The 26,322-nt window shown below is 70.2% G+C and carries 27 protein-coding genes and 1 pseudogene; 15 read left to right on the top strand and 13 right to left on the bottom strand.

The window, feature by feature from the left end:
- Positions 1–6 precede the first annotated feature (6 nt).
- A complete protein-coding gene (locus tag OIE49_RS01775; RefSeq protein ID WP_326800732.1) occupies positions 7–543 on the bottom strand; it encodes a GNAT family N-acetyltransferase in 537 nt (178 codons plus the stop codon).
- A gap of 149 nt (positions 544–692) precedes the next feature.
- Between OIE49_RS01775 and OIE49_RS01770 the strand changes: the two genes are divergently transcribed.
- A complete protein-coding gene (locus tag OIE49_RS01770; protein WP_326800731.1) occupies positions 693–1,268 on the top strand; it encodes a GNAT family N-acetyltransferase in 576 nt (191 codons plus the stop codon).
- 161 nt (positions 1,269–1,429) lie between these two features.
- Here OIE49_RS01770 and OIE49_RS01765 read toward each other — a convergent pair whose 3' ends face one another.
- The 3 genes from OIE49_RS01765 to OIE49_RS01755 form a co-directional block, all read right to left on the bottom strand.
- Positions 1,430–1,996, bottom strand: coding sequence for a hypothetical protein (locus OIE49_RS01765; protein ID WP_326800730.1), 567 nt, complete (start codon positions 1,994–1,996; stop codon positions 1,430–1,432).
- Between the two features lie 295 nt (positions 1,997–2,291).
- The gene (locus OIE49_RS01760; protein ID WP_326800729.1) at positions 2,292–3,527 is read right to left on the bottom strand and encodes an IS701 family transposase; all 1,236 of its coding nucleotides are present in this window, start codon (positions 3,525–3,527) and stop codon (positions 2,292–2,294) included.
- Between the two features lie 79 nt (positions 3,528–3,606).
- Positions 3,607–3,873: a hypothetical protein gene (locus OIE49_RS01755; protein WP_326800728.1), complete on the bottom strand. Its 267-nt coding sequence runs from the start codon at positions 3,871–3,873 to the stop codon at positions 3,607–3,609.
- A gap of 12 nt (positions 3,874–3,885) precedes the next feature.
- On the opposite strand from OIE49_RS01755, the gene OIE49_RS01750 reads away from it, so the two are divergent.
- Together OIE49_RS01750 and OIE49_RS01745 are read left to right on the top strand one after the other, a co-directional pair.
- Complete coding sequence (locus OIE49_RS01750; protein ID WP_401739633.1) at positions 3,886–4,170, top strand: amidohydrolase family protein; 285 nt, start codon at positions 3,886–3,888, stop codon at positions 4,168–4,170.
- Positions 4,171–4,227: 57 nt separating this feature from the next.
- The gene (locus tag OIE49_RS01745; protein WP_326800727.1) at positions 4,228–4,896 is read left to right on the top strand and encodes a hypothetical protein; all 669 of its coding nucleotides are present in this window, start codon (positions 4,228–4,230) and stop codon (positions 4,894–4,896) included.
- Between the two features lie 153 nt (positions 4,897–5,049).
- Here OIE49_RS01745 and OIE49_RS01740 read toward each other — a convergent pair whose 3' ends face one another.
- Positions 5,050–5,967 carry a class I SAM-dependent methyltransferase gene (locus tag OIE49_RS01740; RefSeq protein WP_326800726.1) on the bottom strand — a complete coding sequence of 306 codons (918 nt, stop codon included), beginning with the start codon at positions 5,965–5,967 and terminating at the stop codon, positions 5,050–5,052.
- A gap of 39 nt (positions 5,968–6,006) precedes the next feature.
- Here OIE49_RS01740 and OIE49_RS01735 point away from each other — a divergent pair.
- Positions 6,007–6,111 (top strand): annotated as a pseudogene (locus OIE49_RS01735) (peptidylprolyl isomerase); the annotation flags it as partial.
- 103 nt (positions 6,112–6,214) lie between these two features.
- Here OIE49_RS01735 and OIE49_RS01730 read toward each other — a convergent pair.
- Positions 6,215–6,958, bottom strand: a complete 744-nt coding sequence (locus OIE49_RS01730) for an HdeD family acid-resistance protein (RefSeq protein WP_442812194.1) — start codon at positions 6,956–6,958, stop codon at positions 6,215–6,217.
- A gap of 438 nt (positions 6,959–7,396) precedes the next feature.
- Between OIE49_RS01730 and OIE49_RS01725 the strand changes: the two genes are divergently transcribed.
- Both OIE49_RS01725 and OIE49_RS01720 read left to right on the top strand, forming a co-directional pair.
- A complete protein-coding gene (locus OIE49_RS01725) occupies positions 7,397–9,148 on the top strand; it encodes an FUSC family protein (RefSeq protein WP_326800724.1) in 1,752 nt (583 codons plus the stop codon).
- Between the two features lie 143 nt (positions 9,149–9,291).
- A complete protein-coding gene (locus OIE49_RS01720; RefSeq protein ID WP_326800723.1) occupies positions 9,292–9,834 on the top strand; it encodes a MarR family winged helix-turn-helix transcriptional regulator in 543 nt (180 codons plus the stop codon).
- Between the two features lie 18 nt (positions 9,835–9,852).
- Here OIE49_RS01720 and OIE49_RS01715 read toward each other — a convergent pair whose 3' ends face one another.
- A complete protein-coding gene (locus tag OIE49_RS01715; RefSeq protein ID WP_326800722.1) occupies positions 9,853–10,206 on the bottom strand; it encodes a hypothetical protein in 354 nt (117 codons plus the stop codon).
- 37 nt (positions 10,207–10,243) lie between these two features.
- Positions 10,244–11,932 carry an aa3-type cytochrome oxidase subunit I gene (ctaD, locus tag OIE49_RS01710; protein WP_401739777.1) on the bottom strand — a complete coding sequence of 563 codons (1,689 nt, stop codon included), beginning with the start codon at positions 11,930–11,932 and terminating at the stop codon, positions 10,244–10,246.
- A 288-nt stretch (positions 11,933–12,220) separates the two neighbouring features.
- Between ctaD and OIE49_RS01705 the strand changes: the two genes are divergently transcribed.
- From OIE49_RS01705 to OIE49_RS01685, 5 genes are read left to right on the top strand one after another with little or no spacing between them, the layout of a single operon-like run.
- Complete coding sequence (locus OIE49_RS01705; protein WP_326800720.1) at positions 12,221–13,795, top strand: ABC transporter substrate-binding protein; 1,575 nt, start codon at positions 12,221–12,223, stop codon at positions 13,793–13,795.
- Between the two features lie 2 nt (positions 13,796–13,797).
- Entirely contained in the window at positions 13,798–14,754 is a 957-nt protein-coding gene (locus OIE49_RS01700; RefSeq protein WP_100568701.1) for an ABC transporter permease, read from the top strand.
- A complete protein-coding gene (locus OIE49_RS01695; RefSeq protein ID WP_326800719.1) occupies positions 14,751–15,605 on the top strand; it encodes an ABC transporter permease in 855 nt (284 codons plus the stop codon). The genes OIE49_RS01700 and OIE49_RS01695 overlap by 4 nt, the downstream gene beginning before the upstream one ends.
- A gap of 2 nt (positions 15,606–15,607) precedes the next feature.
- Complete coding sequence (locus OIE49_RS01690) at positions 15,608–16,081, top strand: hypothetical protein (protein WP_442812192.1); 474 nt, start codon at positions 15,608–15,610, stop codon at positions 16,079–16,081.
- A complete protein-coding gene (locus tag OIE49_RS01685; protein ID WP_326800718.1) occupies positions 16,078–16,725 on the top strand; it encodes a TetR/AcrR family transcriptional regulator in 648 nt (215 codons plus the stop codon). The genes OIE49_RS01690 and OIE49_RS01685 overlap by 4 nt, the downstream gene beginning before the upstream one ends.
- A 107-nt stretch (positions 16,726–16,832) precedes the next feature.
- Here the strand turns inward: OIE49_RS01685 and sufC are convergent, their stop codons facing one another.
- The 3 genes from sufC to OIE49_RS01670 all read right to left on the bottom strand — a co-directional run bounded on the left by sufC (position 16,833) and on the right by OIE49_RS01670 (position 19,817).
- Entirely contained in the window at positions 16,833–17,597 is a 765-nt protein-coding gene (gene sufC / locus OIE49_RS01680) for a Fe-S cluster assembly ATPase SufC (RefSeq protein ID WP_326800717.1), read from the bottom strand.
- A 236-nt stretch (positions 17,598–17,833) separates the two neighbouring features.
- A complete protein-coding gene (locus tag OIE49_RS01675) occupies positions 17,834–18,607 on the bottom strand; it encodes a polysaccharide deacetylase family protein (RefSeq protein WP_326800716.1) in 774 nt (257 codons plus the stop codon).
- Positions 18,608–18,908: 301 nt separating this feature from the next.
- The gene (locus tag OIE49_RS01670; protein WP_326800715.1) at positions 18,909–19,817 is read right to left on the bottom strand and encodes an NADP-dependent oxidoreductase; all 909 of its coding nucleotides are present in this window, start codon (positions 19,815–19,817) and stop codon (positions 18,909–18,911) included.
- Positions 19,818–19,963: 146 nt separating this feature from the next.
- On the opposite strand from OIE49_RS01670, the gene OIE49_RS01665 reads away from it, so the two are divergent.
- Positions 19,964–20,557, top strand: a complete 594-nt coding sequence (locus tag OIE49_RS01665) for a TetR/AcrR family transcriptional regulator (protein WP_326800714.1) — start codon at positions 19,964–19,966, stop codon at positions 20,555–20,557.
- 295 nt (positions 20,558–20,852) lie between these two features.
- Here OIE49_RS01665 and OIE49_RS01660 read toward each other — a convergent pair whose 3' ends face one another.
- Together OIE49_RS01660 and OIE49_RS01655 are read right to left on the bottom strand one after the other, a co-directional pair.
- Positions 20,853–21,539, bottom strand: a complete 687-nt coding sequence (locus OIE49_RS01660; RefSeq protein ID WP_326800713.1) for a gamma-glutamyl-gamma-aminobutyrate hydrolase family protein — start codon at positions 21,537–21,539, stop codon at positions 20,853–20,855.
- A gap of 151 nt (positions 21,540–21,690) precedes the next feature.
- Positions 21,691–22,434, bottom strand: a complete 744-nt coding sequence (locus OIE49_RS01655) for a FadR/GntR family transcriptional regulator (RefSeq protein WP_326800712.1) — start codon at positions 22,432–22,434, stop codon at positions 21,691–21,693.
- 77 nt (positions 22,435–22,511) lie between these two features.
- On the opposite strand from OIE49_RS01655, the gene OIE49_RS01650 reads away from it, so the two are divergent.
- Genes OIE49_RS01650 through OIE49_RS01640 form a run of 3 tightly spaced genes read left to right on the top strand, consistent with a single transcriptional unit; the run spans position 22,512 to position 26,122 of the window.
- Positions 22,512–23,876: a glutamine synthetase family protein gene (locus OIE49_RS01650; RefSeq protein ID WP_326800711.1), complete on the top strand. Its 1,365-nt coding sequence runs from the start codon at positions 22,512–22,514 to the stop codon at positions 23,874–23,876.
- Between the two features lie 56 nt (positions 23,877–23,932).
- Positions 23,933–25,330, top strand: a complete 1,398-nt coding sequence (locus OIE49_RS01645) for an aldehyde dehydrogenase family protein (protein WP_326806108.1) — start codon at positions 23,933–23,935, stop codon at positions 25,328–25,330.
- A gap of 6 nt (positions 25,331–25,336) precedes the next feature.
- Positions 25,337–26,122, top strand: a complete 786-nt coding sequence (locus tag OIE49_RS01640) for a 3-oxoacyl-ACP reductase (protein ID WP_100568690.1) — start codon at positions 25,337–25,339, stop codon at positions 26,120–26,122.
- The last annotated feature ends 200 nt before the right edge of the window (positions 26,123–26,322 follow it).

The raw sequence follows: 26,322 nt of genomic DNA, 5'->3' as shown, positions 1-26,322 counted from the left end.
GTTCGTTTACCTGAGGGGGATCTCGAAGTGCACGACGCCGCTGCCGCCGCCGGGCACGTCCTCCCGCTCGTCGCACATGACCTTGCCCAGCGTCTGCCACAGGCCCATGGCGCCGGGTGAGTGCGGGTACGTGTGCAGGTACACGGCGCGGTATCGGCCGTCCGTCCGGGCGAACTCCAGCAGCCCCTCCACCAGTTGCCGGGCCAGTCCGCGTCGGCGGTGTTCCGGGCGCACGTAGACCCGTCGCAGCTGAGCGGTCTCGCCCGACGGATAACGCTCGGCCAGCCACTGGGGGTTCGGCGGACACTCGGGGCCGCGCGCGTCGAGCGCGGCCGTGCCGGCCACCGTCCCGTCCCGCTCGTCCACCGCGACCAGCAGGGTGTGCCGGGGTGGGGCGAGATAGAAGGACCCCGGGTCGATGATGTCGGCATGCCATCGCGGCACGTACCCGGTGTCGAAGTCGCGATAGACGGTGTCCAGCATCACGGCCCGCGCCTCGTCGAGGTCGGCGGCCGTGGCAGCTCTGATGCAGTAGGAACGCACCTGCGCATCATATGCAGTAGCTCGGGCGCCACCGGTGGCCGGCACATGACGGGGAGACGGCGACGGACAGCTCGCCCACCCGTGTCACTCCGGTCGTTCAGGCCCGAGGCAGCGGCGCGTCGAAGAAGTCGATTGCATAAAATCGCTGGATGCCAGCCACCAGCCACCTCCTGCAAGGGCCGCGAGTGGCTGTTCGCCACGTCCGTCGCCAGGACTACGACGAGTTGACAGCGCTGGCTCAGGACAGCGCCGACATGCTCCACCGCTGGCTGGGCGCCCGCGACCACACGGAGGAAGCGTTCGACGCCTACCTCAAGCGGTTGGAACAGCCCACGCACGTAGGCTTCGTGATCTGCCGTCGCAGCACCGGCGCAATCGTCGGCGGCGCCAACATCAACAACATTGTCCGAGGCGCCCTCCAGAACGGAACCCTGGGCTACACCGCATACGCCTCCACGACCGGTCGCGGCTACATGACCGAAGGAGTGAGGCTCATCATCCAGCACGCCTTCGGCGAACTTGGGCTGCACCGGCTCGAGGCGAACGTCCAGCCCGACAACACTGCCTCCCTGAAGCTGATCCAACGGCTGGGTTTCCGGCGCGAGGGCTACTCGACCGCCTTCCAGTTCATCAATGGCGAATGGAGAGACCACGAGCGCTGGGCCCTCACCGCCGAAATGGCAGGCGCTGCCCAACAACTCACGAACCAGGACCAGTTCGACTGAGAAGGTTCGAAATCAGCTCACGAGCTGCCCTTACGGAGGTCTCCCGGGGCGGCGGCGTCGGCCAGGCGCTGCATGATCAGGGCGACGCACCGGTTTCGGGGTCGGCGCCGTGGTCAACAGGACATCCACGAACCGTCCCGGACACAGCACCAGGGCCCCTCTCACGCCGGCGTGGCGCTGCCACCCGGAGGCCGGCGGAGCAGGTGCAGGCAGACGACCGAGGCGACGACGGTCCGCCGTTCGGAGGCGTCCAGGCGAGGGTCCATCTCGACCACGTACTGCTGCAACCCGATCCACGAGTCGATGGTGCTCACCGTGACCCGGCCGAAGATCTCCGGCGCCGGGCTCTCTTCCGGATCGGTCTCCGTGAGATGCCATTCGGAGTGCAGGAGACCCGGCCGCGTCAGAAGGAGTCGGCGCCCCTGCTCCGTCCGGAGGCTCAGCTGCCGGGTCTTGACGAGTCCACGGGCGCCGGCGGTGCCGACCTCCCGGCCCTCGGCGTCGGTGAAGCGGAACTCCACCGGCCCGAACTGCTCGATACCGACGATGAACTCGCCGGATGTTTTCGTGAGGACGGAGTACGTGTCGTCGGGGTACGCGACCCAGGCGGGCGGGGTCCCCTCCACGGTGGACACGGCCAGGGCGGGGCCCACGTATGTGCGCCACCGTGAACGCTTCGGCTGCCCCACCACAACGGCTTCCAGCTCGAACAGGCCGGGTTCCGTCATCGGTCTTCCTTCCCCCGCCACGGCTTCCCTCTCGGCCGAGTACGTCCACTGTGACTGAGAGCGTGCCCGACTCCCATCCCCCGGGCGGGCATTGACGCCACGCAATGGCACCACCCGGAACTCCCTCATGTTGGCGAGGATTTGACGACTGCGCTGCTACTAGTACTTCGTTAGGTTGGCTGGCGTGGGTGGTGTTCTGGCGGAGCTGAAGCGGGGATGCTGCGGTGGCAGGTGGGGCATGTGCCGGTCCATGCGCGTATGAGGTCCTGGAGCGTGTCGAGGACCTGGTAGAAGGTCAGGCCGGCGCTGTTGCTTTTGGGTCGAGGCGGCGGAGGGTGAGGAAGGCGTGGGCGGCGGTGACGAGGGTGGCGTGGTGGTGCCAGCCGCGCCAGGTGCGGCCTTCGAAGTGGTCCAGGCCCAGGCCGTGCTTCATCTCGCGGTAGTCGTGCTCGATCCGCCAGCGCATCTTCGCCAGGCGGGCCAGGTGCCGCAGGGGGGTGTCGGCGGGCAGGTTGGTCAGCCAGTACTCGGTGGGTGTCTTCTCGTCGGCGGGCCATTCACTCAGCAGTGTCGCCGGGGGCAGAACGCCGTCCCAGGCGGTGGAGCCGCCCGCCCGGGCCATCGCGTGTCTGCGGGCCGCGACACCGGCCGGACGCACGATCCGCACCCGGAATCTCGAGCGCATCGGCCCCTTGGACCCTGTGCGCCAGGTCGCCTGCCGGTAGGCCTTGCGGCCGGTTTCGGCGGCCAGGTCCTTCAACGAGAGCGCTCCGGTGCGGTAGCGCAGGGCGGGCTTGCGGCCGGTCCCGCTCCAGGCCGGTGCGGTGGGCACGGCGTCGTGCGGATGGGCGGATTCGTCCGCCCGCACCGCGACGACGAAGTCCAGTCCGCGGTCGGCCAGAGCCTGCCGGAACGCGGTGTTCTGCCCGTACCCGGCATCCGCGACGATCACCTGCGGGACGAGGTCCCAGCCGATCGCCTCGTCGATCAGATCCAGGGCCAGCCGCCACTTCTCCCGGTGCCCCACCTCCTCGGGCACCCCCGCCCTGGCCCGGCGTCCGGCGGCGTCCTGCCACTCCTGCGGCAGGAACAGCCGCCACGAGATCGGCACGGAGGCGGTGTCGGACGCGGCATGCAGGCTGACCGCGACCTGGCAGTTGGACTGCTTGCCCAGCGCCCCACACCACTGCCGGGCCACCCCCGCCGACATCTTCCCGTCCTTGGGGAACGACACGTCGTCGATCACCCACACCAGGGGATCGACGACGGGGACCGTCTTGACGGCCACCGCCCGCAACACCGCGGCGTGGTCCCACGGCGACTGGTTCACGAACTGCTGCAACGCCTGCATATCGCCGTCCGGCAGCCGCTCGGCCATCGGCTGGATCGACTTCCTGCGACCGTCCAGCATCAACCCGCGCAGGTAGCAGTCGCCCTTCGCCCGCTGATCCCGGCGCGGCACCGACGCGAACACCTCGGCCACGAACGCGGCCAACTCACCCCGGAGCTGCTCGATCTCCCCCAAGTCCACACGGGCAGCCTGCCGGACTCGGCACCCAAGATCAAATCAACCTAACGAAGTACTACTACTCGCTCGCGCCGTACTGATTTCAGACGGGACCCGCGGACGCCGCGAGGCCGCGGACATGGTCAAGGAAGCCGGCCAGGGTCAGATCGAACGCCGCGTCGGCGCGGCGCCCGCTGCCGACGGCGGCAAGCGCACGCTGGAGCAGGGGAGTCGAACCGTCCGGAGCTGGCCGCCACATACTCTCCGGCGCGGCGAGATCCAGCGCCGAGCCCAGGACCAGGTTGTCCAGAGCGGTGATCACCGGCATGACGTCCGCAACCGCGAAGCCGGCCTCGATCAGCACCTTCACGGCCTGTTCGTAGTGCGCCAGCACCTCGCCTACGCCCAGCTGCGCCGCCACGCGGGCACCGACATCACGCCCGTCTGCCCGGAGCGGGCGCTCACCCCGCTCATTGCGCTGGAGGGCTACACCACCCACGCCGCGATCGCGGCAGGCGAAGCCGACCGCGCCGGACGCATCGCGCGCAGCCTGCGAGCCGACCTCACCGCCTTCGCCCTGGACCCGCTCACCACCCCGTCGGACGAACTCGCACAGACCCCGGTCCCGCTCACCATGTCGAACGGCCGCATCAGCTACCGAGTCTGACACCCGCCCAGGAAAGGTGCCTGGTCGTGCCCGTGGCGCAGCCACCAGACTGATCTCATGGACACTGAGCCTGTCACCGATGCGGGGACCCCCATGCAGCGGATCGATCGCCTCTGCACGCGCGTCCACCTCGGACTGCGCGAGCATCGACTCGCCCCGCAGGATGTGGTCGAGTTGGCCTGCGAACTGCTGGACTGGGGCCACTCCTGGGAGGCCGTGCGCGAGGTCGTGGAACGCGACCCCGCACAGGTGCCCGCATCGGAGATGGCCGACCTCGCCCGGCGGATCCTCGAGAAGACCGGGTTCGATCCCGGCTTCGACCTGGCCCCTGAGCGACTCGCGGCCCTGCGGCAGGCACTCCGCGTCGTCGCACGCGACCTGCCCACCGCCGGCATCGACGGCGAACCGCGGCTGGTGCTCCTGGAGGAATTCACGCCCGTGTCCGCCGGGATCGAACTTTCCGACGGCCGCCTCCTGGTCGGCGACGGGGGACTGCACGCATGCACGGGTGACACACCTGCGGGTGCGGTGACGGCGGTCGCCGATCTCATCCAGGACGACCTCATGAAACAAACCTGGCAGGTCTGGCCGGTCTGCTCCGACCACCGGCTGGGCCTTCATGCTGCCACGCATCAGGGCGCGGCCGTGTGGTGGTGCGCAGGCGGCGACGAACACGCCGCGGCCCTCATCGGTGAGCTGGCGCACCACAGACGGTCAGTTCACTGAGAGAACGCCAGTGGCCGCCAAGTCGCCTACGCGAGGCGGGAGATGATGCATCAGAGCCGGACCGGCCGCCAGTGGGCCCGTCCCACCGGACCTGCACGAGCACCCGGACCACCCCCGCATCCTCGCCGTCTTCAACGAAGCGACCGGACCACGTCAGTGGCTCTCCGCGACGGCTACGCGTCCTGACCGCAAGGATGTCCGCCCGCGTGCCGGGCTGCCGAGGGTGTGTGCGAGGGCGAGGAGGTTGTCGTCCGACACCACCCTCAGGCCGTACTCCGCGAGCAGTGCGGCCATCCGCTGCGGCTTCCACAGCGAGCGCCATGGTTCGCCCGATGTGACGGAACCGCCGAGCACGCGTGTCAGCAGCCGCCCCGCGGCCACCCTCGCCGACGGCGCCTGGTAGTTGACGACGAGTGCACTGCCCGGGACCGTCCGGGCGGCGACTGCGGCCACCGTGGCGCGCACCTCGTCGCGCGTGAGGTACGGGACGACGCCCTCCCACAGCCATGTCGTCGGCGCGGACGGGTCGTGCCCCGCGGCATCCAACGCCGCACCGAGATCGTCGACGGCGAAATCGACGGGCGTGAACCGCACGGAACGGGCGGTGGCCGGCAGCTCGGCGTGGTGGACTTCGCCCTCGTCCGGCCCTCGGAGCACTGGGGCGGTCCCGGCGAGGCGGGCGCGCTTGTCTTGCTGGGAGGCCGGATGGTCGACCTCCCACACATCTGTCTGCGCGAGCTCGGGCAGACGCCACGCCCGCGTATCCAGGCCGGCGCCGAGGATCACGAGCTGGCCGGTCACACGGGCGCGCAGTGCCCTGTCGATCGCGACCGTCCGCGGCACGACCACCTCGGCGCACGCCCGCACACTCTCGTACGCGGTGCGCTCCCGCCAACCCTCCGGCGGAGTGTTCGCGCGTACCTGGTCCACGGTCGTGCGTTCCGCGACGCCCAGTAGCCCTACCGCCACCGGATCCGCGAACTGGTCCGTGGCAGCCCTCCCATGCGCGGCCGCTCGCCCCTGGCAGACCAGCACCGCCGTCCGGCTCGCCGCACGCCCGCTCTCGGTCATGGAGCCATATTCAACACCACGGGCAGGCCGAACTCGGAGTCGCTGTACGACGGCCCGGTCTTCCACCGGATTATTGAGGGCTTCATGATCCAGGGCGGTGACCCCCTGGGGAACGGCACTGGCGGCCCCGCGTACAAGTTCGCGGCTACCGGGGTCGGCCGGTAGGACGTCGGCGAGGGTCTCGGCGGCGGCTCCGCAGTGGTCGGCCGCCGCTCACGCGGCAGGCCGACCGGTTTGGCTCCGTCGGTCAGTGCTGGGGGTGCGGACGGGCGTGGAACATAGGCCGCCGCTGGGTGGCCGTGCCCGCAGCGAGATGGCCGATCTCGACGCGTGTCCTGATGGCGCGGATCACCTCGGTCAGGCCCAGAACTATGGCCATGACGCCCACGACCAGGGTCAGCGTCGCGATCGTGGCGAACGGCATGATGATCATCACGACACCCGCCAGCGCTCCGATGACGCCGAAGGCCACGTGCCAGCCGCGCGCCGGCATCTCCGGAGCGGAGGCCGCCGCAGCCGTCTCAGTGGTGCCGCGCAGCAGCCAGCTGAAGCCGATCCACAGGGCGAGCAGCAGGATCGACTCCAGGGTGCCCTTGAAGGAGATCAGCCCCAGCAGAATGGCGACCGCACCGGTGATGAAATGCAGTACGCGAAGATGCCGGGGCACGTGCGTGCCGAAGGCGCCGGCCAGCTGGAAGACACCGGTGACCAGCAAGTAGATGCCGAAGAGCACGCCGGCGACCCGCAGCGTCGCGCCCGGCCAGACCAGGGCGACGACGCCCAGGGCGATGGTGGCAAGGCCCATGGTGAGCATGATCTGCCAGCCCATGTTCGCCAGGGCCGTCATGCCTTCGGCCAGCGGACTTTCTTGCGGCTCGGTGCCGCGCGCCTGTGGCTCGGTGCCTCGCGCTTCTGGCTCGGTGCTGCGCGGGGGAACGGGGCCAGGGCCCGGGGAATCGGAAGGAGATGTGGCACCGGAAGGAGATGTCATGACACCTACCTCCTCTTGGGAGCAGCGTGGTGACGTCAGTACACGTCCATCGTCACCCGGTCGGCCTCATGTTGCTCAGTGGAGACGGCAGAAGTTCGTGGCGCATGCGGTATGCCTCGTGCGAGCCGGCTGACCCTGCTCACCGGCACGGCAACGCTCCGTCGCCGCATCGGCCCTCTTCCCCGCCTCCGCCAGAGCCAGGTCGATCACAGGACGGAATGCCCAGTGCCCCAGTGCCCCAGGGCCCAAGGGCGCAAGGGCGCAGGGCGAGCGTCGGGACGCTGTCCGTGCTGCGCTGGAAACATGCCTCAAGGACCGGCAGCGCCACTCGCGCCGATCCCGCCCGCGCCGGGGCCGGGCCCGATCGGGATCCGCCCCCTGTTCGCGCTGCGTGACGCGAGGCGGCGGTGGCCGTTCGCGGCACGCGCGGGGCTGTGCATGGGTGTGCCGGTCGTGATCGGCTGGGCCGCCGGCGACACTGCGGCCGGTCTCGTGGCGACGATCGGTGGTTTCACCGCGTTGTACGGCAGCGCCCTGCCCTACCTCTGTCGTGCAGGCAGGCTCGCGCTCATCGCGGTGTCCCTGGCGTTCGCGGTCGGGATGGGCATATGGGCTGCCGCTGTCGTGTGGGTCGGTGTGCTCGTGGTCGCCCTCATCGCGATGGTGGCGACCCTGCTGTGCAACGCCCTGGCCGTCGGTCCACCGGGGGCCTACATGGTCGCCCTCGCCTGTGCCGCCGGCACCTCGATGCACGCGGAACACCTGGGCCCGTTGCACACCGGCCTGCTGGTGCTGGGGGGCGGTGGCTTCGCCTGGCTGGTCCACATGTCCGGCGCTCTGCTGTGGCCTCGGGGTCCGGAGAAGTCCGCGGTCGCGGCCGCCGGTGACGCGGTGGCGCGGTTCGCCGAGGCGGTGGGCACACCCCGGCAGGACACCGCCCGGCACTGGGCCGCCCTGGCGATGCACGAGTCATGGGCGGCGCTGGTCAGCTACCAGCCGATCCGCACCACCCCCGACAGCACGTTGCACAGGCTGCGCCGACTCAACCGCGAACTGCATCTGATCTTCGCCGAGGCCATGCGGGCCGCAGCCCGCGACGCACCCCTGGACCACGCCGTACCCGACCACGCACGACGACTCGCCGCTCAGGCCCAGCACCCTTCCCCGGCTGATGCCGCGGCCCGCGAGGAGGAACTCCCGCACGGCGGCCCCGGGCCGGTCGGCCTGGTGCGGCAAGCGGTCACGGCCGGGTCGGAACAGCTCCTCGTCACCCTGCGGGTCGGCGCCGCGGCCCTGGTGGCCGGAATGATCGGAGCCGCCCTCAGTCTGGACCACGCCTACTGGGCCATCGCAGCCGCGGTGCTGATGCTGCACCAGGGCTTCGACTGGGTCCGCACCATGCAGCGCGGTCTGGAGCGTCTGGTCGGCACCTGGGTCGGGCTGATCCTCGCACTGGGCGTGCTCACCGCGCATCCCACCGGCCTGTGGCTCGCGCTGACCGTCGTGCTGCTGCAGTTCTCCATCGAGATGATCGTGGTGCGCAACTACGCCCTGGCCGTCGTCTTCATCACCACCGTCGCGCTGACCATCGTGAGCGGCGGACAGCGTGTTTCCGGGCTGGGGGGACTGCTGCTCGCCCGCGGCGTCGACACCGCCATCGGCTGCGCCGTGGCACTCGCGGTGTTCCTGGTGACGATGCGAGCCGGGGCCGCGGCACGCATCCCGGCGACGATCGATCGCACCCTGGAAGCAGTCGGCGCCGTATCGGACCATCTGGCCGACGGAGCGGTCACCACCCCGGGTGCCTGGGCGGCCCGACGCGATCTTCAGATGCGGGCCATCGGCGTACTCCAGGCCTACGACGCGAGCGTCAACTCCTCGGCCGTCCGGCGCGGTGACGCGGAGCTGATGTGGCCCACAGTGGTCGCCACCCAACGGCTGGCCTACCGGGTACTCGCCGCCTGCTGGGCGCTGGAGCAGGCCGGCAGCGGCAGTGAGGCGGCACGCGGGGCTTCCCGCCCGCTGTTCAGTGCCCACGGCGACGATCAGCTGCACCGAGCGCTCGCGGCTCTTGCCGGCGCGATCCGTGCAGGGACCGCCCCGGCACCGCTCGGAGAGGTGCCGTCCTTCCTGTCCACCGAGCTGTCGACCTTGCACGACTCCTTGGTCCAGACAGCCCCGGACAGCTGACCCGCCGCATCGCGGACAGGTACGCCGTGCGGGTCTGTTCACAGGTGAGCGGGGCGAGCCGGGCCGTTCCAGTCGTGGCGTTCTGCAGGGTGCGCCCCGGTGAGGACGGCGCTCGGTGGTGCTGCCGATAGGCTGGGCCCGCGATGGGTGAGGACGAGGAGATCGAAGCCGGCGGCGACAGCGACAGCGTGGACGCGATGCTGGCCGAGTGGTGCAGCGAATGGCCCGAACTGGACGTGTCGTCCAGCGAGGTCATCGCCCGCCTGCTGCGTGCGGCTCGGCTGCTGGAAGACCTGTTCGCGTCGGGGCTGCGCCGCCAGGGCGGCATGCCCATCGCCAACGTCGGGGACTTCGACCTGCTGCAGGCACTGCGCCGCGGCGGCCCTCCCTACTCGCTGACGCCCGGGCAGCTGCGTCAGGCGCTGATCGTGTCCTCCGCCGGCCTCACGGGCAGGCTCAACCGGCTGGAGCGGGAAGGCTGGATCGAGCGCGGTCCCTCCCCCGTCGACGGCAGAAGCACTCTGGTCCGTCTGTCGGAGGAGGGCCGGGCGAGTTTCGACCGCGCGGTGGAACGGCACTTCACCCTGGAACGGGACGTGCTCTCCGTCCTGGAGACCGAGGAACGCGCGGAGGTGGCGGACGCCCTGCGCAAGATCCTGGTGTTCCTGGAGGCAGAGGCTGGTTGACGGACCGGCCGGGTGACGTCAGGGAGCTCCCGCCGCCGAGCCGAGGATCACCGCGATGCACAGCCCGATGAGCCCGAGGGTGACCACGGCCATGGCGATGGCCGCCTCCCGCGTGAAGCGGCGGTGGCGTGCCGCGTAGCGGGTCTCGATCTGCTGTATGCGTTGCGCGATGTGGTGGGTGACCCGGCGGGCGTTCTCCACCTGATCGCGGGCGTACGCCTCCTCGATCATGAGACGTCGGTCCGTGGTGAGGCCGGGCAGTTCCCAGGCGAAGTCCCGCGCCTTGCGGTGCGCCTCAAGGCGGTTGGCCTCCTGATGGAGGTAGCCCTCGATCTGGTGCAGGCCGAGGGCGGCTTCATGGCCGGCGTCCATGGACGGCTCCTGAAAGTTCGAAGGGGGACCGGCCTGCTCAGCGTCGGCCGGTGGCCGTCGCCCGCTCCTCCTCGATGTCGTCACTTAGGGCGATCTCGGGGTGGGAGAGGCCGAAGGCGGGTGACTCGTTCCGTATGCGCGGCAGCTCTTCGAAGTTGTGGCGCGGCGGGGGACAGGAGGTCGCCCACTCCAGCGAACGGCCCCAGCCCCACGGATCGTTGACGGTGATCCGCCGGCCGTGCCTGGCGGTCTTCCAGACGTTGTGGAAGAACGGCAGGATCGACAGGCCGAGCAGGAACGAGAAGATCGTCGACACGGTGTTCAGGGCGGTGAAGCCGTCGGCCGCCAGGTAGTCGGCGTACCGGCGCGGCATGCCCTCGGCGCCCAGCCAGTGCTGGACGAGGAAGGTGCCGTGGAAGCCGGTGAACAGCAGCCAGAAGGTGATCTTGCCGAGGCGCTCGTCGAGCATCTTGCCGGTGAACTTCGGCCACCAGAAGTGGAATCCGGCGAACATCGCGAACACCACGGTGCCGAAGACGACGTAGTGGAAGTGGGCCACCACGAAGTACGAGTCCGTGACGTGGAAGTCCAGCGGCGGCGAGGCAAGGATCACGCCGGTCAGACCACCGAACAGGAAGGTGACCATGAAGCCGATGGACCACAGCATCGGCGTCTCGAAGCTCAGGGACCCCTTCCACATGGTGCCGATCCAGTTGAAGAACTTCACCCCGGTCGGAATCGCGATCAGGAAGGTCATGAAGGAGAAGAACGGCAACAGCACTCCACCTGTCGCATACATGTGATGCGCCCACACCGTCACCGACAGGCCCGCGATCGCGATGGTCGCGCCGATCAGCCCCATGTAGCCGAAGATCGGCTTACGGGAGAAGACGGGGACCACCTCGGACACGATGCCGAAGAAGGGCAGCGCCAGGATGTACACCTCAGGGTGGCCGAAGAACCAGAAGAGGTGCTGCCACAGCAGCGCCCCGCCGTTGGAGGGGGCGAAGATCTGGGCGCCGAACTTCCGGTCGAACTCGAGCGCGAAGAGCGCGGCGGCGAGCACGGGGAAGGCCAGCAGCACCAGCACGCTGGTGAGCAGCACGTTCCAGGTGAAGATCGGCATGCGGAACATGGTCATGCCCGGCGCGCGCATGCAGACGATCGTGGTGATGAAGTTGACCGACCCGAGGATGGTGCCGAAGCCCTGCATGGCCAGACCCATGATCCACAGGTCACCGCCGACACCCGGCGAGTGGATCGTGTCGGACAGCGGGCTGTAGGCGAACCAGCCGAAGTCGGCGGCGCCCTGCGGCGTGAGGAAGCCGCCCACCGCGATCAGCGAGCCGAACAGGTACAGCCAGTAGGCAAGCATGTTGAGCCTCGGGAACGCCACGTCGGGCGCGCCGATCTGCAGCGGCATGATCCAGTTCGCGAAGCCGGAGAAGATCGGTGTGGCGAACATGAACAGCATCACGGTGCCGTGCATCGTGAAGGCCTGGTTGAACTGCTCGTTCGAGATGAGCTGTGTACCCGGACGGGCCAACTCGGCGCGCATGAGCAGTGCCAACAGGCCGCCGAAGCAGAAGAACGCGAACGAGGTGACCAGGTAGAGGGTGCCGATCCTCTTGTGGTCGGTACTCGTCAGCCAGCCGACGACGGCCCGGCCGGACGAGCGATGTCGCGCCGGAGTGGTCGCCCGCGGCGACGAGTCGGGCGGTGACAGAGCGGGCAGGGCCACGGCAATCCTCCATGCGTGCGAGACCTCCGGGCGTGCGCTGCTTGCACATCGGCCCGGCCTCTCCCAAGGTATCTCGCTCGCGAGAGAACTAAATGCGGGGGTGGGCGTTGGTGGTCGCGACCTGGTGCCGGGCGTCTCTGGGGGGCGTAACGACTGAGTCTCCGCAGTTAAATTCCGCACTCCAAGGGTTGGCGCGAAAGCGTCCACTCGTTATCGTTCACGCACTTCACTCAATCGTTCCGCTGAACGAATAGCGAGAAGGACGGTCGGTTCATGCCCGACACCCACCACCTTGCGCGGCGGTCGGTCCTCGCCGCGGGCGTCGCCTCCCTGGGCGCGTCCTGGCTGACGACCGGCTGCACGGGGGCCGCGTCCACCCCCGTCCTGCCCGCCGCCGCGCACAAGGGCGCACCCGCCCGCGGCGGCACGCTGCGCATCGCGCGGCCGGCCGCATCCGACGCCGAGACACTGGATCCGGCCAGCTCCCTGTCGGCCTACGAATACCTGGGCGCCCTCTACAACCGGCTCGTCCGGATCGGCCCGGACGGCATGCTCGCCCCCGACCTCGCCGAGTCCTGGGAGCCCGACGACAAGGCCGCCACCTGGACCTTCCGCCTCCGCAAGGGCGTCACGTTCCACGACGGACGCGCCTTCACCGCCGCCGACGCGGCCTACACCCTGCGCCACATCCTCGACAAGGCGACGGCGTCACCGCAGGCCGCCGTCCTCGCCCCGCTCATCGACCCCGAGACGCTGCGCACCCCCGACCCCCACACGCTCGTGGTCCCGCTGAAGACCCCGAACGCGGAGTTCCCGAGCCTCCTGACGCACTACAACTGCTACGTCGTCCCCGACGGCAGCGCGAAGTCCATCGGCCGCACGGGCATTGGCACCGGCCCCTTCAAACTGGAGTCGTTCGCCCCGGCCGGACCCGGGCGCATCACCGCGTACCCGGACCACTGGGCGGGCCGCCCCGTACTCGACGCCATCGCCTTCTACTCGGTCGCCGACATGTCGGCCCGCTCGAACGCCCTGCTCGCGGGCCAGGTCGACCTGCTCTCCCAGACCAACCTCGACTTCGCGACCGCCCGCGTGGTCGCCGCCTCCGACCGGGCCACCGTCGCCCGGGTGAAGAACGCCCAGTGGTACGTGCTCCCGATGCTGACCACGGAGAAGCCCTTCACCGATGTCCGCGTGCGGCAGGCGATGAAGCTCGCCTACGACCCCGAGCACGTGGTGAAGGTGGCCCTGCAGGGCGCGGGCAGCGCCGGCTGGGACAACCCGGTGCCGCCCTCCGACCCCGTCCACATCTCCACGCATCCCGAACACGATCCGGAGAAGGCGCGGTATCTGCTGAAGCAGGCGGGTCAGGAGGGACTCGCCGTCGACCTCTACACCTCCGCGTACGACCCGCTGTTCACGCCCATGGCCCTCGCCTACCGGGACTCGGCCGGGCGGGCCGGAATCCGCGTCCGGGTCAAGACCGCGTCCGCCGACTCGTACTACACGCAGATCTGGATGAAGAAGCCCCTCATGGCCACCTACTGGTTCACGGGCCGGCCCGTCGACCAGCTCTTCACCCAGATCTTCCGCAGCGGCTCCTCCTACAACGAGACCGCCTGGTCCGACAAGGACTTCGACGCTCTCCTCGATCGGGCCAGACGCGAGACCGACGACACCTTGCGCCACGACCTGTACGGCGAGGCGCAGACCATGGTGATCGAGAGGGGCGGGGCGATGACCCCCATGTTCGCCGACCGGCTCGTCGGCATCTCCCGCCAGGTGCGCGGATACGACGAGCACGGCTTCGAGTTCGACTACCTCGGCATCGGCCTGAAGGGAGCCTGACCATGCTGTCGTTCGTCGCCCGTCGCGTGGGCTCGGCCGTCGGCACGCTCGTCCTGTCCTCCGTGATCGTCTTCCTCGCCGTCCAGGCCCTGCCCGGCGACGTCGCCACTCAGATCCTCGGCAAGGACGCCACCCCGGACGCCGTCGCCGCCCTGCGCGGAAAGCTCGGACTCGACCAGCCTGCCTGGCAGCGGTACGCGCACTGGATGCGCGGGGCGCTGCACGGGGACTTCGGCACCTCCCTCGTCTCCGGCCGGCCCGTCGGCGGCGAGGTCGCCACCCACCTCGGCAACTCGGCGCTCATCGCCCTCGTCACGGTGCTCTTCGCCGTCACCGGGTCGATCGTGCTCGGCATCCTCGCGGGTCTGTACCGTGACCGCTGGCCCGACCACCTGATCTCGACGGTCAGCCTGGTCGGCATGAGCGTCCCCGAGTTCGTGGTCGCCACCGTGCTGGTGCTCTGCTTCTCGATCGCGCTGCCCTGGTTCCCCGCGGTCGTGCTGTACGGCCCCGAAGCGAGCGTGGGCCAGCTGCTGCCCGCCGTCTGGCTCCCGGCGCTCGCGCTCGCCGTGGTCATGGCCGCCTACATCGTGCGCATGGCCCGTACGTCCGTCATCGACGTGATGGCGAGCGAGTACGTCACCACGGCCCGGCTCAAGGGCCTTTCCACCTGGCGGGTCGTCACCCGGCACGCCCTGCCCGGCGCCCTGCTGCCGACACTGCACGTGATCGCGCTGAACGTCGCCTGGCTCGCCGGAGGCGTCGCGGTCGTCGAGAACGTCTTCAACTACCCCGGCATCGGCAAGCTGATGCTCTCCTCGGTGCAGAACCGCGACCTGCCCGTCATCCAGGCCATCGCGCTGATCAGCGCCGTCGTCTACGTCGTCTGCAACCTCGCCGCCGACCTGGGCGCCATGGCCCTCAACCCCAAGCTCCGTACCGGAGGGAGGACCCGATGACCACGCTCGACACCGCACCGGTGGCCGCGCCGGTCGCCTCCGCGACGCGTGCTGCCCGCGCCTGGCGTACGCTGCGCTCCTCGCGCACCGCCCTCGTCGGCCTGACGATCGTCGCCGTGCACGTGCTGATCGCCCTGCTCGCCCCGCTCCTCACCTCGTACGACCCGGTCGCGGGCGACGCCTCGCACGCACTGCTCGGCCCGAGCTGGGAGCACTGGGCGGGCACGGACCAGTACGGGCGCGACGTCCTCGCCCGCGTCCTGTACGGCGGCCGCTACGCACTCGGCGTGTCGGTGGCCGCGACCGTCCTGACCGTCGCGCTGGGCACGGTCGTCGGATGCGCGGCCGCACTGCGCGGCGGCTGGTTCGACGACGTCCTGGGCCGCGTGCTCGACGCGGTGCTGTCCGTGCCGTCGATCCTCGCGCTCCTCGTCATCGTGACCGCGCTGGGCACGGGCCCGGCGGTCATCGTCCTGGCGATCGCCGTGGTCTACGTGCCCCAGGTCGTCCGGGTGGTGCGCGGCGCGGCGCTCGCCGTCGTCCCCGCCGACTACGTGACCGCGGCCCGTGCCCGGGGTGAGCGGACCTGGCCGATCCTGCGGCGGGAGATCCTGCCCAACATCACCGACGTGGTGTGCGTGGAGGCCGCCATGCGGGCCTCCTGGGTCGTCCTGCTCATCTCCTCGTTGTCCTTCCTCGGCTTCGGCGCCGACCCGCCGACCCCCGACTGGGGCCTGATGGTCGCCGAACCGGTATCGGCTACGCCTTCCCGCCCGGCCACCGCATCCGGGTCGCCGTCTCCGACGCGTACTGGCCCTGGGTCTGGCCGCACGGCGAACGCGGCGAACTGACCGTGCTCCCCGCCGACAGCGCCCTGCTCCTGCCCGTGCGCGAGCCCGGGGACGAGCCGCAGATCCGCTTCGAGGAGCCGGAGCAGGCGCCACCGCTGCCGGTGACGTACGACGCCCCCGCGAAGCCGCACCCCGAGCGGCTGGTCACGATCGACGTGGCGAAGGGGGAGTGGACGCTGGAGGTCGACCCCAACTACGGGGGATCGCGCACGTACCCGGACGGACTGCGCTACGAGGAGAGCGCGCGCGAGACCTACCGCATCCGTCACGACGACCCGCTGTCCGCGCGGGCCGTCTCCGAGTGGCACATCCGGCTGCGTCGCGGGGACGACTGGGACGCTGAGATCATGGCGCGCACGGAGCTGCGGGCCACGGCCGCGGACTTCGTCATGGACAGCCGCATCGAAGCACGGGCGAACGGAGAGACAGTGGCCAAGCGCGCATGGCACCGCACCACGCCGAGGACGTCGGGATGACGGCGGCGAAGAGCCCGCGCCGCGCCGTCGCCGCCGCGGACCGCACGCGCCAGCCCACCGAGGTACGCCGCCGCCTCATCGTGGAGGCGGCGGTCCCCCTGATCGCCGAACGCGGCTACGCGTCGGTGGGAGTGCGTGACGTCGCCGCCGCGGCCGGGGTGTCGGTCGGCACCGTCACGTACCACTTCGGCAGTGTCCAGGAAATCCTCTCCGAGGCGATGATCCTGCACATCGAGCGGTACTACGCGGCGCTCGACGAGGCGGCGGAGCAGGCCACCAGCGGTGCCGAGGGTCTGCGGCTGATGGTCGACGCCCTGTTCACCGAGGACACCGACCGGCACTGGCGCATGTGGTTCGACTACTGGAACGCGGGAGAGCAGGGCGCGGACGAGACCTTCGCCCGCGGCCAGGCCCAGCGCTACGAGGCCTGGCACCACCAGATCCGCCACCTGATCGAACGGGGCGTCGCCGAGGGCGAGTTCACCTGCGACGACCTCGACGGCGTCACGGTCCGCTTCGCCGCCCTCGCCGACGGCCTGGCCCTGCAGCACCTGCGGCAGACACCCCCGCTGACGACGGAGGACGCCCGCCGGCATCTGAACCGCCTCATCGAGACGGAACTCGCGCGAGATTCCCTGGAGTGACGCGCCGGAAATCCTGGGCTCACAACGGCCACAGGGACAGCGGGGCCCGGGATGTGGCGCCGGGCGCCCGAGTGATCGGCCCGGGAGCAGGGGGCGGACCGGGCCGTTCAGCCCTGCGCCGTGCCCTTGACGTAGGCCTCATAGCCTTCGTCCTCAAGCCGGTCGGCGAGTTCGGGGCCGCCGGAGTCGGCGATGCGGCCTTCGGCGAAGACGTGGACGTGGTCGGGGTGGACGTAGCGCAGGATGCGCGTGTAGTGCGTGATCAGCAGGGTGGCCACCTGTCCCGTGGCGCGGACGCGGTTGACGCCCTCGGCGACGACGCGCAGCGCGTCGACGTCCAGTCCGGAGTCGGTCTCGTCCAGGATCGCGATCTTCGGCTTGAGCAGTTCGAGCTGGAGGATCTCGTGGCGTTTCTTCTCCCCTCCGGAGAAGCCCTCGTTGACGTTGCGCTCGGCGAAGGCGGGATCGATCTGGAGGCGTTCCATCGCCTCGCGGACCTCCTTGAGCCAGGTGCGCAGCCTGGGGGCCTCGCCGCGGACAGCGGTGGCGGCGCTGCGCAGGAAGTTGGTCATGGATACGCCGGGGACCTCGACGGGGTACTGCATGGCGAGGAAGATTCCGGCCCGCGCCCGTTCGTCGACCTTCATCGCGAGCACGTCCTCGCCGTCCAGGGTGACGCTGCCGGAGGTGACCAGGTATTTCGGGTGGCCGGCGAGCGCGTAGGCGAGGGTGGTCTTGCCGGAGCCGTTGGGGCCCATGATGGCGTGGGTCTCGCCCTGGCGTACGGCCAGGTCGACCCCGTGAAGGATCTCGCGCGGCCCGGCGTCGGTGTGCACCGAACAGTGCAGGTCGCGGATGTCGAGGGTGGCCATGAGCACCTCACCTGCCTCACCTTGTTCACCGACTGGAACGGCACGGGCACCACGCGGTCCGTGCTTCCAGCGTGACGCAGCCGTGGCTGTCCGGCACAGCGCGGGTGGCTGTGCAGGGGAAACGGGTTGCGGTTGAATACCGTGACGCCGATGTTTTACGCGTGAAGATGCACCTCGACCAGCGCCGCGAAGGGTGCTCCGCGACCGCCTGGACTGCGACGACCTTGAATGGGAGCTCAGCGCGTCGGGAAGCCGAAGGAGTAGCCCTGCTCCTTGAGTTGGGGCAGGATCCGGCGCAGGGCGTCGACGGTCTGTGAGCGGTCGCCGCCGGCGTCGTGGAAGAGGAGTGTCGGCCCGTTGGGCAGCTCCCGCTGGACGGTGGCGACGATGGCGTCCGTGCCCGGCCTCTCGAAATCCTTGGAGTCCACGTTCCAGCCCAGCGGGCGCATGCCGCGGGAGGCGGCCAACTTGCGGCTGTAGGGGGTGAAGGCCCCGCCGGGCGCCCGGTAGTACATCGGCCGTACGCCACCGGACGCCTCGGTGATCATGCGTTCGGCGTCGAGAATCTGCTGCGACTGGTACGCCTGGGACTTGGCGTCCATGGTGGTGTCATGGGACACGGTGTGGTCGCACAGCCGGTGCCCGGCGGCGACCACCTTCTTCACGAGGTCCGGGTGGGCCTGCGCCTGCGTTCCCACCATGCAGAACGTGGCCTTCACCCCGTACTCCCGCAGGATGTCCAGCATTTGCGGGGTCCAGACGGGGTCGGGCCCGTCGTCGATGGTGATGTTGAGGCCGCGCTCCCCCTGGTCCGAGGCGTGCGCGATGGTTTCCGCCACCGGCTCGACGTCACTGCCCGGAGTGGCCGACGCGGCGGCCCGAGGCGACGGGCCGCGCACGGCGTCGGCCTGCGCGGTCCACAGCGAGGCACCGGCGGCCAGCACCGTCACCCCGAGCGCCGCCCCGGCCACCTTGCCGTACCAGCCATGCCCGCTGCCGTGCCGTGCCATGTCCGCCCCGCCTTCCCGCAGTTCCTCGCCGATCCCCGGTCGCCTTCCGACCACATGGCAGGACGAGGGACGGCGGCCACGGGATGCGTCCGTTACCGATCACGGACAATTCCGGGGGAATTCACGGACAACTCGATCGCCGGCATTTTGGCAACCTCCCTTCCAGAGCCTGGTCTTTCCTGCGGCTGGGTCGGCGGTGCCGGCCGCGGTCCGCGGCACCAACTGCTCGGATCCGGTTCCCTGCGAAGCCGCCCCAGCCGCCCGCATGAGGTGAAGAGGGCGACTGAGGCGGCGGCTCGGGTCAGGGCAGGAGGATGACCTTGCCCTGGTTACGGTGGGCTTCGATGTCGGCCTGGGCTCTTGCTGCCTCGGCCAGCGGGTAGGTGCGCCAGACAGGGATGTCGAGCTTGCCCTCGGCGTTCAGCTTCGCCAGCAGCGGCAGTGACTGCGGGAAGCGGTCGGTCGGGTCGCCGCCGGTGAACCGGACACCATGTTGCGCGGCGGCATGATCGGCGATGGTGATCACCCGGGTGGCTTCGCCGACCAGGGCGATCGAGTCCGGCAGCAGGCCGGCGCCCGCGGTGTCGAACACGTAGTCCACGCCCTGCCGGGCGGCGGCCCTGACCCGATCCGCCCAGCCCTCGCCGTAGCGGACCGCGGTGGCGCCGAGCTTGCCGACCCGGTCGATCTCCTGCCCGCCGGCGGTGCCGACGACGGTGATGCCCCGGGCGACGGCGAGCTGGACCGCGATGGTTCCCACGCTGCCGCCCGCGCCGTGGACCAGCAGGGTCTGGCCGCCCTGGACACCGAGGTGGTGCAGGCCGCGGTAGGCGGCCTCGCCGACCGTGACCAGGGCGGCCGCTGTCTCGAACGACACCTCCTTCGGCTTGACCACCGGCCGGTCCAACAGGGCGTACTCGCTGTAGCCGCCGAGGGAAGCGACGCCGAAGACCTCATCGCCGACCGAGGCGCTCGCGCCCTCACCGACCTTGTCGACGACGCCCGCTACGTCCCGGCCCGGCAGCACCGGGAACTCGATCGGGAAGATGCCCTCCATCATCCCGGAGCGGATCTTCAGGTCGATCAGGTTGACCGCGACCGCCCGGAGCTTGATCCGGACCTGGCCCGGCCCCGGCTCGGGGGTGTCTACCTCGGTCAGGGTGAGCACCTCCGGGCCGCCGTAGCGGGAGTAGGTGATCGCAGTGGACATCAGACACTCCAAGGGAAGAAAAGACGGCACACGCTCTGAATCACTCATCGCGTGTGATTGCCTTCCCTGCGTATCACACGCAGTGTGTGATTGATGGGGTGTCTTGAATCACACTCCATGTGTGATTTCTGGGTAGGGTAGAAGCCATGCCCGCTCTGCCGCCCGTACACCGCCGCAAGCCGGACCTGAGCAACCCTCGGGTCCAGCGCACCCGTACCCATGCCCTGGCCGTCGCCCGCGACCTCTTGCCCGAAGCCGGGCCGATCGGGCTGACATACGCCCTGCTGGCCGAGCGCGCCGGACTCACCCGCCAGACCCTCTACCGGCACTGGCCCACCCGTGCCGCCCTGCTCTGCGACCTCATCCTGGAAGGCCCCGACCTCGGCGGTTATCCCCGGCCGGGCAGCGATGTGCGTACGGTGGCCACCGCGTGGCTGAGGAGCCTGCGCGACGGCATCAGCGTCCCGGCCGTCCGCACCGCGGTGCTGGCGGTGACTGCCCAGGCCGACCACGACCCTGACAGTGCCCAGGCCCTGACGCGGATCGGCGAGGACCGTCGCGCGGCCCTCAACAAGCTGCTCGAACCCAGCGGACTTCAGATCAGCGCCAACGAGTACACACTGCTCTCCGGCCCCGTTCTGGCCCGCCTCCTCCTCGACCGCGGTGAGGCCGGCGACGAGTTCATCGACGCCGTTGTCGCCCAGTGGCTCACCACCATCGACCTTGCGGAAGGTGAATGAACGCGCCCTGAGGAGGGAAGGCGACGCTGCTGCTGCCTGCGTCGGCCTTGATCACCGGCACGGCCGGGCCCTGGCTCATCGAGCCGTGGTCGAGGACGGCGGTCGGCGCCCGCGGCCGTCAGCGGGGCGGGCCCGTGGTGCCGAGCGAACTGGCCATGGGGGAGGAGTCGGTGGCGCGCCGCCCGGTTGGAGTGCCTGCCGCACGCGCCGTGGGCCGCGCGGCCGACGGGACATCGGTCCGCGGGCCGGGCGCGCGGCCGGCCCGTGCTGACGCGTGGCGGGTCCGGCCCCGGATTCAACCCCCCGACGCGGCGCGCACCAGCGCGGTCATCACCCGTACGTCCTCGCCCATCTCGGGGTGCCACTGCACGCCCAGCGCGAAACGGTCGCCGGGCAGCTCGACCGCCTCCACCGTGCCGTCCGTCGCGTGGGCCGAAGCGCGCAGACCCTTGCCCAGACGGTCCACCGCCTGGTGGTGGTACGTCGGGACGTGCGTCTCCTCCGGCACCACGGCCGCGTACCGCGTGCCCGCCACGGGGGTCACCGGGTGCGCGCCGAAGACGCCGACGTCCTCGGTGTGGCCGTCGATGTGCTGGACGAGGGTGCCGCCGAGCGCGACGTTCAGCAGCTGCATGCCGCGGCAGATGCCGAGCAGAGGCGTGCCGGAGTCCAACGCCGCCCGAATCAGGGCGAGTTCCCAGGCGTCACGCTCCCGCGCGGGCGGCCCGGTGCGCGGCTCGCGCTCAGCACCGTAGCGCTCCGGCTCGACGTCCGGGCCGCCCGCGACGACCAGCCCGTCGAGGCGGGCGACCACCGACGCCGCGTGGGACGGATCGTCCGGCGGCAGCATGGCCGCGATACCGCCCGCGGCCTGCACCAGCCGCGGATACCCGGCGGGCAGCAGCGCCGCGGGCAGCTCCCAGACCCCCCAGGACGCCCGGGATTCCAGATAGGTGCTGACGCCGATGAGCGGCTTGCCCACTGTGTGCTCCTTCACGGTCCTCAGCCGGGTTCCCACTCGGCTTCCGCTGCGGCGAGCGCTGCGAAGCACTCCATGGAACGGATTCATACCTTTGTGTCGGCGCTGCCAGGAAATCAAGACCCGCGCGCGCCGTCGCCGTGAAACGCCCTGCTCACGTCAAAAAGCCGCGCAGCAGGGCGGCCGTGCCCGCGCAGTGCTCCCGCATCATCTCCCGAGCGCCGTCGGCGTCCCCGTCCAGCACGGCCTCGACCAGGGCGGTGTGCTGGCGCTGCGAGTGCTCCAGGTTCCTGACCAGCAGCGGAATGCAGTCCAGCAGGTCGTTCACGGTCGCGCGCACGGCCGCGTACTGCGCGGTGAGGGTCGGCGATCCGGACAGCTCGGCGAGTGTGAGGTGCAGCAGCGTGTCGAGCCGTCGGTACTCGGTGAGCGGCGCGTCGTGCGTGCGGGCGAGCGCCTCCCGCAGCCGCTCCTCCTGTTCGTCGGTGAGCCCGTGCGCCGCGCACAGTCCGGCCGCGCCCACCTCCAGCACCTCCCGGAACCGCAGGACGTCCTCGACATCGACCTCCTCGATGCGGCGGCGCAGCTCGTCCTCGCCGTGGGCGGCCGCCTTCGGCAGGACGAACGTTCCGCCGTAGCGGCCGCGCCGCGACTCCACCAGCCCCTGGTCCTGGAGGACCTTCAGCACCTCGCGCAGCGTCACCCGGCTGATGCCGAGCCGCTCAGCCAGCTCCCGCTCCGACGGCAATCGCTCGCCGCTGGGCACCAGACCCAGCCGTACGACCTGGAGTATCTGTTCAAGAGCCTCCTCGAAACCGTTTCCCGCCCGCACCGGCCGCAGCACCGGAGACAGCCGGTCGTCCGTGAGGGCGCCCTCGCCCGCGTCCGTCTGCGACATCTGATCGCATCCCCTTCCCAAGCAATGGTTCTCGGCAATACCTTATTTGGTCTCGGCTGACCGAAGGAGGCTTTCCCGTGGCAGACCGCACACCCCCGCTCAGTGTCGAGGAGCTTCGCGCCCTCGTCGCGAGCGGCGAGATCGACACTGTCGTCCTGGCCTTCCCCGATATGCAAGGACGACTCCAGGGCAAGCGGTTCGCCGCCCGCTTCTTCCTCGACGAAGTCCTCCAGCACGGCACGGAGTGCTGCAACTACCTCCTCGCCGTCGACGCGGAGATGAACACCGTCGAAGGCTACGAGATGTCCTCCTGGGACCGCGGCTACGGTGATTTCGCCATGCTCCCCGACCTGGCCACCCTGCGCCGGGTGCCCTGGAACCGAGCCACCGCGATGCTGATGGCCGACCTCGCCTGGGAGGACGGAACACCGGTCGTGGCCGCGCCCCGGCAGATCCTGCGCCGCCAACTCGAACGGCTCGCCGAGCTCGGCTACACGGCCAACGTCGGCACGGAGCTCGAATTCATCGTCTTCAAGGACTCCTACGAACAGGCCTGGGACGCCGGCTACCGGGACCTCACCCCGGCCAACCAGTACAACGTCGACTACTCGGTCCTCGGCACCGGCCGCATCGAGCCGCTGCTGCGCCGCATCTGCAACGAGATGAGCGCGGCGGGCCTGACCGTCGAGTCCGCGAAGGGCGAGTGCAATCCCGGCCAGCACGAGATCGTGTTCCGCTACGACGATGCCCTGGTCACCTGCGACCAGCACGCCGTCTACAAGACCGGCGCCAAGGAGATCGCCGCCCAGGAGGGCTACGCGCTCACCTTCATGGCGAAGTACAACGAGCGCGAGGGAAACTCCTGCCACATCCACCTCTCCCTCGCCGACGCGGACGGCATGAGCATCATGGCCGGGGACGGACCCGGCGGCATGTCCCAGGTGATGCGGCACTTCCTCGCCGGCCAGTTGGCCGCGCTGCGGGACTTCTCCCTGCTCTACGCCCCCAACATCAACTCCTACAAGCGCTTCCAGCCCGGTTCCTTCGCGCCGACCGCCGTCGCCTGGGGACACGACAACCGCACCTGCGCGCTGCGCGTCGTCGGCCATGGCCGTTCGCTGCGCTTCGAGAACCGGCTGCCCGGCGGCGACGTCAACCCGCATCTCGCGGTCGCGGGCCTGATCGCCGCCGGTCTCCACGGTATCGAGCAGCACCTGGAGCTGCCCGACGCATGTCCGGGCAACGCGTACACCGCCCCCTACGAACACGTCCCCACCACCCTGCGCGAGGCCGCCGAGCTCTGGGAGAACAGCCCGATCGCCAAGGCCGCCTTCGGCGACGAAGTGGTCGCGCACTACCGCAACATGGCCCGCGTCGAACTCGAAGCCTTCGACGCCGCGGTCACCGACTGGGAACTCCGCCGTTCCTTCGAACGCATGTGAGGCCCTTCTTGTCGTACGAGCGCGAGGACCACGAGGACCACGAGGACCACGAGGACATGGACACGTACGTGCACGAGCACCAGGTACTGAACCCGGCTACGGAAGAAGTCATCGCGACCGTCCCCGCCGCCACCCCCGAGGACGTCGACGTGGCCGTCGCCCGCGCGGCCGTGGCCCAGACCCGCTGGGCCGCCCTCGCGCCCGCCGACCGGGCCAGGCTGCTGCGCCGCTTCGCCGTCACGGTCGACGAACACCTCCAAGAACTCGCGCAGTTGGAGGTGCGCGAAGCCGGGCACGTCATCGGCAACGCGCGCTGGGAGGCGGGAAACGCCCGCGACCTGCTCGACTTCGCCGCCGGGGGAGTGGAACGCCTGTCCGGCCGCCAGATCCCCGTGCCCGGCGGACTCGACATCACGATCCTCGAACCCCTCGGGGTCGTCGGTGTCATCGCGCCGTGGAACTTCCCGATGCCGATCGCCGCCTGGGGGACCGCACCCGCGCTCGCGGCCGGCAACGCCGTCCTCCTCAAACCCGCGGAGACGACCCCGCTGACCGCCCGCCGGCTCGCCGAACTCGCCCTGGAGTCAGGCCTTCCGGAGCACCTTTTCCAAGTGCTGCCCGGCGCGGGCGACGTGGCGGGCAACGCACTCGTCGAGCACCCCGGCGTCGCCAAGATCGTGTTCACCGGATCCACCCGTGTGGGCAAGGCGATCATGGCCAAGTGCGCCGCCCGCGTGAAGCGCGTGACGCTCGAACTCGGCGGCAAGAGCCCCAACATCGTCTTCGCCGACGCCGACATCGAGGCCGCCGCCGCTGCCGCGCCCATGTCGTTCCTCGACAACGCGGGGCAGGACTGCTGCGCCCGCACCCGCATCCTCGTCCAGCGCTCGGTCTACGACCGCTTCCTGGACCTGCTCACGCCCGGCATCGAGTCCGTCGTCGTCGGCGACCCGAGCGATGAGCGCACCCAGATGGGCCCGCTGATCTCGAAGGTCCAGCTGGAGCGCGTACGGTCGTACGTCACCGACGACCTGAAGGCGATCCGCGGCAGCGCGCCCGAAGGGCCCGGCTTCTGGTTCCCTCCGACCGTCGTCACCGACGTCGACCCGGCCGCGCCCATCGCCGCCGAAGAGGTCTTCGGCCCGGTCGCCGTCGTCCTTCCCTTCGAGGACGAGGCCGACGCGGTGCGGCTCGCCAACGCGACCGATTACGGCCTGTCCGGGTCGATCTGGACGCGGGACGTGGGCCGGGCGCTGCGCGTGTCCCGCGCCGTCGCGGCCGGGAACCTCTCCGTCAACTCCCACTCCAGCGTTCGCTACTGGACCCCGTTCGGCGGCTACAAGCAGTCGGGGCTCGGCCGCGAACTGGGACCGGACGCGCTCGCCGCCTTCACCGAGACCAAGAACGTCTTCATCAGCGACGTTTCCACCAGCACGGACACCACGGAGGGCTGAACACTCATGACCGACACCAGCAGCGTCTGCCGCCGCCTCGTCGGCCGTACCGCCGTCATCACCGGCGCGGGCAGCGGCATCGGCCTCGCCACCGCGCGCCGTCTCGCCTCAGAGGGGGCGAACGTCGTCTGCGGCGACATCGACGAGAGCGCGGGGAAGGCCGCGGCTGAGGAGGTCGGGGGCACCTTCGTGAAGGTGGACGTGACCGACGCCGATCAGGTCGAGGCGCTGTTCAAGACCGCGTTCGACACCTACGGCTCCGTCGACATCGCCTTCAACAACGCGGGCATCTCGCCGCCGGACGACGACTCGATCCTGGAGACCGGCCTGGATGCGTGGAGGCGGGTCCAAGAGGTCAACCTGACCTCGGTGTACCTGTGCTGCAAGGCCGCCATCCCCTACATGCGGCGTCAGGGCCGCGGTTCCATCATCAACACCGCGTCGTTCGTGGCCATCATGGGCGCCGCCACCTCGCAGATCTCCTACACCGCGTCCAAGGGCGGCGTGCTCGCCATGTCGCGTGAGCTGGGCGTGCAGTTCGCGCGCGAGGGCATCCGCGTGAACGCGCTCTGCCCCGGACCCGTCAACACCCCGCTCCTCCAGGAACTGTTCGCGAAGGACCCGGAGCGGGCGGCGCGACGCCTCGTGCACATTCCGGTGGGGCGGTTCGCGGAGGCTGACGAGATCGCGGCCGCGGTCGCCTTCCTCGCGAGCGACGACTCCTCGTTCGTGAACGCCACCGACTTCCTCGTCGACGGCGGGATCTCGGGCGCCTACGTCACGCCGCTGTAGGGCCCAGGCAGCGGCGTCGAGGACGCGGCCATGACCGACAGCCGGGCGCCTTGCGACGCCCGGCTGTCGAGGTCCGGTGCCGACGCCGAGGGCCGGACTTGCCGAATCGGCAAACGAACTCTCCTTCTGGCTCGCGTCTTCGCAAGATGGGCGTTGAGCCGGCGGATCGCAGGACGGGACCGTCCTGGCGGCACACAAGA

It is taken from the genome of Streptomyces sp. NBC_01788 (genome assembly GCF_035917575.1).
Lineage (GTDB): Bacteria > Actinomycetota > Actinomycetes > Streptomycetales > Streptomycetaceae > Streptomyces.
This window is presented reverse-complemented; position numbering and strand designations above follow the sequence as displayed.